The 6,769-nt window shown below is 70.0% G+C and carries 6 protein-coding genes; 3 read left to right on the top strand and 3 right to left on the bottom strand.

Annotation, left to right across the window (positions count from 1 at the left end; all coding sequences use genetic code 11):
- A partial coding sequence (locus R6V09_RS42185) for a cation:proton antiporter (protein ID WP_317886782.1) occupies positions 1-1,232 on the top strand: 1,232 nt, incomplete at its 5' end.
- Between the two features lie 131 nt (positions 1,233-1,363).
- Complete coding sequence (locus tag R6V09_RS42180) at positions 1,364-2,104, top strand: SDR family NAD(P)-dependent oxidoreductase (RefSeq protein ID WP_317886781.1); 741 nt, start codon at positions 1,364-1,366, stop codon at positions 2,102-2,104.
- Between the two features lie 135 nt (positions 2,105-2,239).
- On the opposite strand, the gene R6V09_RS42175 is transcribed toward R6V09_RS42180, so the two are convergent.
- Positions 2,240-3,346, bottom strand: coding sequence for a mechanosensitive ion channel family protein (locus R6V09_RS42175; protein ID WP_317886780.1), 1,107 nt, complete (start codon positions 3,344-3,346; stop codon positions 2,240-2,242).
- A gap of 29 nt (positions 3,347-3,375) precedes the next feature.
- On the opposite strand from R6V09_RS42175, the gene R6V09_RS42170 reads away from it, so the two are divergent.
- Positions 3,376-3,945, top strand: a complete 570-nt coding sequence (locus R6V09_RS42170) for a dienelactone hydrolase family protein (protein WP_317886779.1) — start codon at positions 3,376-3,378, stop codon at positions 3,943-3,945.
- On the opposite strand, the gene R6V09_RS42165 is transcribed toward R6V09_RS42170, so the two are convergent.
- On the bottom strand, positions 3,946-5,607 hold the full coding sequence (locus R6V09_RS42165) for an alkaline phosphatase D family protein (RefSeq protein WP_317886778.1): 1,662 nt from the start codon (positions 5,605-5,607) through the stop codon (positions 3,946-3,948). It lies immediately after the preceding gene.
- Between the two features lie 100 nt (positions 5,608-5,707).
- A complete protein-coding gene (locus tag R6V09_RS42160; RefSeq protein ID WP_317886777.1) occupies positions 5,708-6,520 on the bottom strand; it encodes a thioredoxin domain-containing protein in 813 nt (270 codons plus the stop codon).
- Between the last annotated feature and the right edge of the window lie 249 nt (positions 6,521-6,769).

Genomic DNA, 6,769 nt, shown 5'->3' with positions numbered 1-6,769 from the left:
CGCTGGTGGCGCCGCCCGACCCGGTCGCCGCGACCGCCGTCGCCGGGCAACTCGGGCTGCCGCGGCGGCTGGTGTCGATCCTGGAGGGCGAGGGCCTCTTCAACGACGTCACGGCCATCGTGCTCTACCACGTGGCGATCGCCGCCGCCGTCAGCGGGAGCTTCGACTTCTGGCGCGCCGGGCTCGACTTCGTGCTGTCCGCCGTCGTCGCCGTGGCGATCGGCCTGGCCCTGGGGTGGGCCGCGAACAAGCTGATGTCACTGCTCGACGACGCCACCCTGCAGATCGGGCTCACCCTCCTGGTGCCGTACGCCTCGTATGTCCTGGCCGACGAACTGCACGGCTCCGGAGTGCTCGCCGTGCTCACCACCGCGCTGTTCCTCGCCGAGTACGCCCTCGGTGCCGACGACGTGCTGACCCGGCTCGCCGGGGCGACCGTGTGGGACGTGGTGGACACGCTGGTCACCGGGGTGGCCTTCGGGCTCATCGGGCTCGAACTGCACAACGCGATCCGTACGGCGTCCGGGCGTTGGGGCGAGATGCTCGGCTGGGCCGCCGCGATCGTCGGCGTCGTCGTGGTCGTACGGCTGGCGTGGCTGCTGCCGGCGACCTGGCTGACCAAACGGCTGCACGCCAAGCGGGACTACGACGAGGAGATCCCGACGTCCTGGCGGGAGACCGTGATCATGTGGTGGGCGGGGATGCGCGGGGTGGCGTCCGTCGCCCTGGCGCTGGCGATCCCGCTGACCATGGACGACGGGTCGGCGTTTCCCGACCGGGACGAGATCGTGTTCATCGCCTTCGGGGTGATCATGGCGACGCTGGTCCTCCAGGGGCTCACGCTGCCGTGGCTGGTGAAGCGGCTCGGGGTACGGGCCGACACTGACAGCGAGAAGGCGTTCGAGAAGGAGCTCGCGGTGCGGGCGGCGAAGGCCGCGAAGCGGCGGCTGCGGGAGATCGAGGACGTGGAGGAACTGCCGGAGGAGGTGTCCGAGCAGTTGCTGCGGAGGGCCTTCGACATCGGGGTGCGGATCTCTCCGGAGGTGGGGGACGGGGAGCGGCGGGAGGCCTACGAGAAGCGGGTGAAGCGGGTGAAGCGGATGCGGCGGATCCAGGGGGAGATGATGAGCGCGGCTCGGCATGAGGTGCTGGCGGCGCGGAACGAGCCGGGGGCGGATCCGGAGATCGTGGACCGGGTGCTTCGGCATCTCGATGTGCGTAGTTTGCGGTGAGTCTCCCACCCGCGCACCACCCGTTCACTGTCGGCCGAGAGGCGAGCGTTTCCCGTGGGGGCCGAGCGCCGTCGGCGGCCGCGGGTTGAATTCCCTCGTGCTCGCCCTCGCCTTCTTTGTAGGCTCGCCCCATGGCACGCAACGTCGTAATCAGTGGTGGTGGAACGGGAATTGGGCTCGCCGCGGCGCATGTCTTCGCGGCCCACGGGGATCGGGTGCTGCTGCTCGGGCGGCGGCGTGAGGTGCTGGAGAAGGCCGGGGTGCCGGGGGCGCTGACGTATGCCGGGGATCTGAGTGAGCCCGAAGTGGTGCGCGGCGTCGCGCGGTTCGTCGCCGAGGAGTTCGGCACCGTGGATGTGCTGGTGCACAGCGCGGGTGGCAACGGGACCCTGGAACCGGAGAGCGGCAGCGGCGACGCGCTGGACGCCGTCGCACACAACTGGACCGTCAACTTCCGCATCAACACCCTGAGCGCCGCGCTGCTCACCGAGGCCCTGAAGCCGCGGCTCGCGGAGCCGGGCGGGCGGGTGCTGTTCGTCAGTTCCATCGCCGCGTACCGGGGGTCGGGGAGCGGGGCGTACGGCGCGGCCAAGGCCGCGTTGCATCCGTACGCCCATGATCTGGCCCGGGATCTCGGGCCGCGCGGCATCACCGTGAACGTGGTCGCGCCCGGGTACATCGAGGACACCGAGTTCTTCGGTCCCGAGATCGCGGAAGCCCGGCGTGAGCGAATGATCCGGGACACCTCGACCGGGCGGGCCGGTACCCCCGGGGACATCGCCGCGACCCTGCACTGGCTCGCCTCGCCTGCCGCGGGGCATGTCACCTCGCAGGTGATTCAGGTCAATGGCGGGGCTGAGCGGGGGCGTTGAGGGGCGTGCCGGACAGGTAGTTGGTTGGCCGCGGCGCCGTCTCGGCTGGGCGCGCCCCGCGGCGGAGCCGCTGATGAATACAGCCCCGCGCCCCTGAAGGGCGAGGGCGTCGCGGTTCCGGAGACGCCCACCGCGTCACCCGCGCCCCGCACCCGGCGGCTCATGCGCCGCCCGCCCCGCACCCCCGTTGGGTGACGTGTCCTCGCCCGGTACCGGTGCCGCGTCCGCCGTGTTGACGCGGGGCAGGGCGTACGGATGCTCCACGTACAGCCAGCGGATCATCTGCTCGCGGACCGTGACCCGTACCGTCCAGATGTCGTCCGCGTCCTTCGCCGTGACCAGCGCCCGCACCTCCATGGTGTTCGGGGTGGTGTCGGTGACGACCAGGCCGTAGCTGCGGCCGTCCCAGGCCGGGCAGGCGCGCAGGATTTCGCGGAGCTGTTCGCGCATCGCGTCGACGGGGGCCGAGTGGTCGACCTGGAAGTAGACGATGCCGGTCATCTGCGGGGTGCCGCGCGACCAGTTCTCGAACGGCTTGGACGTGAAGTACGACACCGGCATGGTGATCCGGCGCTCGTCCCAGGTCCGTACCGTCAGGAAGGTCAGGGTGATCTCCTCGATCGTGCCCCACTCGCCGTCCACGACCACGGTGTCGCCGATGCGGACCATGTCACCGAAGGCGATCTGCAGCCCGGCGAAGAGGTTGGCGAGCGTCGACTGCGCGGCGACACCGGCGACGATGCCGAGGACGCCCGCCGAGGCCAGCAGCGAGGCACCGGCCGCGCGCATCGCGGGGAAGGTGAGCAGCATCGCGGCTACCGCCACCACGCCGACGATCGCGGCGACCACCCGCGTGATCAGTGTCACCTGGGTCCGGACCCGGCGGACCCGGGCCGCGTCGCGGGAGGCGCGGGCGTAGCGCGCGTACGACGACTCCACGATCGCCGCCGCGACCCGGATCATCAGCCAGGCGGTGGCGCCGATCAGCACCAGGGTCAGGGTCTGACCGATGCCGACCCGGTGCTCCTCCAGCAGTTGCGCCTGGTCGTAGGAGCCTCTGAGGAAGGCCGCGCAGAGCACGAGTTGGTAGGGCACTCGGCCGCGGCGCAGCAGGCCCCACAGCGAGGTGTCGTCGTGCCGGGCGTCCGCCTTGCGCAGCAGCAGGTCGGTGACCCAGCCGATGAGCAGCGTGAGGACGACGGAGCCGCCGATGACGATCAGCGGGCGCAGTACGTTCTCCATGTGTCCGACCGTACTGGCACGATGGCTTCATGAACATCATGCTCTTCCACTCGACGTACGGACTCCGGCCGGCGGTGCGCGAGGCCGCCGACCGGCTGCGCGCCGCGGGCCACGAGGTGTGGACGCCGGACCTCTTCGAGGGGCATACGTTCGAGTCGGTCGAGGAGGGCATGACCTTCAACGACGGGATCGGGAAGGACGAGTTGCTGAAGCGGGCTGTGCTCGCCGCCGCCCCCTATTCGGAGCGCGGGCTCGTCTACGCCGGGTTCTCGCTCGGCGCCTCCGTCGCCCAGACCCTCGCCCTCGGCGACGAGAAGGCCCGCGGGCTGCTGCTCCTGCACGGCACCTCGGACATCGCGGCCAACGCCTCCGTCGACGACCTGCCGGTCCAGCTGCATGTCGCCGAGCCGGACCAGTTCGAGACGGACGACTGGCTCAGTTCCTGGTATCTGCAGATGGGCAAGGCGGGCGCGGATGTGGAGATCTACCGGTACGCCGGAGCCGGTCACCTGTACACCGACCCCGGCCTCCCGGACTACGACGAGGAGGCGGCCGAGGCCACCTGGCGGGTGGCGCTCGGCTTCCTGGACAGCCTGTAGTTAGACGGGGTCGTAGGTCCGCTCCACCTTCTGTGTGCCGCTGCGCGTGCGGTACGAGCGCTCCCAGGACGAGGTCGCGGTGGCCGAGGTGCGGTCGGACAGGACGTAATAGTCCATCTGCGCGCGCTCGGCGGTGATGTCGAGGACGCCGTAGCCGTGGCGGTCCGTGTCGACCCAGTGGACGTGCCGGTTGGCGAGCTCGATGAGCGGGGCGGCGAGCGCGGAGACCGTGCCCTCGGGCACCTTCACTATGTCGTCGAGGTTGTCGGAGGTCACCGAGGTGATCACGAACTCCGTTGCCGCGGACGGCGAGAGCGGGTACGTTCCGGCGTCCACCGGCACGTCGTTGGCCCAGGACATGTGGATGTCGCCGGTGAGGAAGACCGTGTTGCCGATCGCGTTCGAGCGCAGATGGGCGAGGAGTTCACGGCGGTCGTCGGTGTAGCCGTCCCACTGGTCGGTGTTGACGCCGATGCCGTCCTGCGGCAGGTCCAGCAGCTTGGCGAGCGGCTTGAGCAGGTCGGCGGTGAGCGAACCGATGACGAACGGCGCGATCATCACCGAGTTGCCGACGAGGCGCCACTTGGTGTCCGACGCCTTCAACCCGGCCTTCAGCCAGTCGAGTTGGGCGCGGCCCGTGATCGTACGGTCCGGGTCGTCGACCGAACCGCTGCCCGAACTCGCCTGCTGCGAACGGAAGGAGCGCAGGTCGAGGAGCGAGAGGTCGGCCAGCTTGCCGAAGCGCAGGCGGCGGTAGGTGGTGCCCGCGATCGCCGGGCGGACCGGCATCCACTCGAAGTAGGCCTGTTTCGCGGCGGCTTGACGGGCCGTCCAGGTGCCCTCGGCCCCCTCGGTGTGGTTGACCGCGCCGCCCGACCAGGCGTTGTCCGCGAACTCGTGGTCGTCCCAGATCGCGACGACCGGCGCCTTCAGATGCAGCGCCTGGAGGTCGGGGTCGGTCTTGTACTTGCCGTGCCGGATGCGGTAGTCGGCGAGCGTGATGATCTCGTTGGTCGGCGCGTGCTGCCGTACGACCGTGCCGCGCGCCGCGTACTCGCCCGACTTGTACTCGTAGATGTAGTCGCCCAGGTGCAGCCACGCGTCGAGGTCGCCCCGGGCCGCGAGATGGCGGTACGAGGAGAAGTAGCCCGCCTCCCAGTTGGCGCAGGTGACGACGCCGAAGCGGAGGCCGGAGACGTTCGCGTCCGCCGCCGGCGCGGTGCGGGTGCGCGCCGCCGGGGAGTCGGTGCCGCCGGCCGAGAAGCGGAAGAAGTAGTCGGTGGCCGGCGCCAGGCCGCGGATGTCGGCCTTCACGGTGTGGTCGGAGGCGGCGGTCGCGGTGAGCGAGCCCTTGGAGACGATGTTGGTGAACGCCTTGTCGGTGGCGACGGTCCAGCTCACCTCGGTGTCCGGGCCGAGCCCCGAACCCGGGACCGCCTCGGCGGTGGGCGTCACCCGGGTCCACAGCAGGACGCCGTCCGGGAGCGGGTCCCCGGAGGCGACGCCGTGCAGGAAGGCGGGGGCCTCGGTGGCTGCCCCGGCGGGCAGCGCGGCGATCAGCGGGCCGGCCAGGACGGCGGTGGCGGCCGCGGCCTTGACGACCGTACGGCGGCGCGGGGAGGGCGAGTTGACGCTCTCGGGTGCTCTGTATCGACTGGTCACGAGCGATTAGGTTACTGATCAGTATTAACGACAGCGGGCGAACTCGTAAAAGTTCGCCCGCTGTTGTACCGCGCGTCTCACAAGGAGGTGTTCGGGTGGCTCAGGCCTTGAGGGCCGCCGTGATCGCCGTGGTGAAGTCGGCCACCGACATCGGCGCGTTCGTGCCGTCCGAGCCGGTCAGCGTCTTGCCGTCCATCTTCAGGGTCGGCGTGCCGGTCACCCCGCTCTTGTCGAACGTGGCGGACATGTCCAGCGCCCACTTGTCGTAGGTGCCGTCCTTCACGGCCTTCTGGAAGGCCGCGTTGTTCTTCAGGGCGGGGACCGTGTTCGCGACCTTGATCAGGTACGAGTCGTCCTTGAACGTGTCGGTCGTCTCGTCCGGGTGGTACTTCGTCGAGTAGAGCGCGGTCTTGTACTCAAGGAACGCCTCGGGGCTGACGTTCAGCGCGGCACCCATGGCGCTCAGCGCGTTCTTGGAGCCCTCGCCGTTGTCCTTGTTGTCGATGAACGTGGCACCGACGTACTGGATCTTGAACTTGCCGGCGTCGAAGTCGCTCTTCACGGTCGAGCCGACGGTCTGCTCGAACTGGGCGCAGATCGGGCAGCGCGGGTCCTCGTACATGACCAGGGTCTTCTTGGCGGTGCTCTTGCCGAAGACGACCGTCGTGCCGTTGGTGCCGGTGGTGTTGGCCGGCTTGACGAGCTTGTCGTCCTTCGCCGACTCCCAGTAGGAGGGCTTGTTGTTCTGCACGACTGCGTAACCGATGCCGCCGGCTATCGCCAGGACGCCGACGACCGAACAGGCCACGATGATCTGCCGCTTTACCTTGGCGCGCTTGGCCTGGCGCTCGCGCTCCGCGCGCAGCCGCTCACGGGCCTGCGTCTTGGCCGCCGCGCTGTTCCGCTTGCTCATGTTGGTGATCTCCATCAGGGACGCGCATGTGTGGTGCGCGGAATACGTATGGGGGACTGACTACTGGGGGTGCTCGGGCGCGCGGTGCTGTTTCAGACCGCGAGGAGGACCGAGCACGGAGGTCCACGCCGTCCCAGGGAGTGCACCAGCAGCCGCTCACGGGCGGTGGCCGTAGGGCGCGTGGTGCGCGGCAGCCGGCGGACCGCCGGGGTGCGCCGGCCCGTCATCGCGGTGACGGCGAGCAGCAGC

It is taken from the genome of Streptomyces sp. W16 (genome assembly GCF_033194735.1).
Classification (GTDB): Bacteria; Actinomycetota; Actinomycetes; order Streptomycetales; family Streptomycetaceae; genus Streptomyces.
The sequence above is the reverse complement of the archived record's forward strand: the minus strand, read 5'-3'. Positions and strand labels throughout refer to the sequence as shown.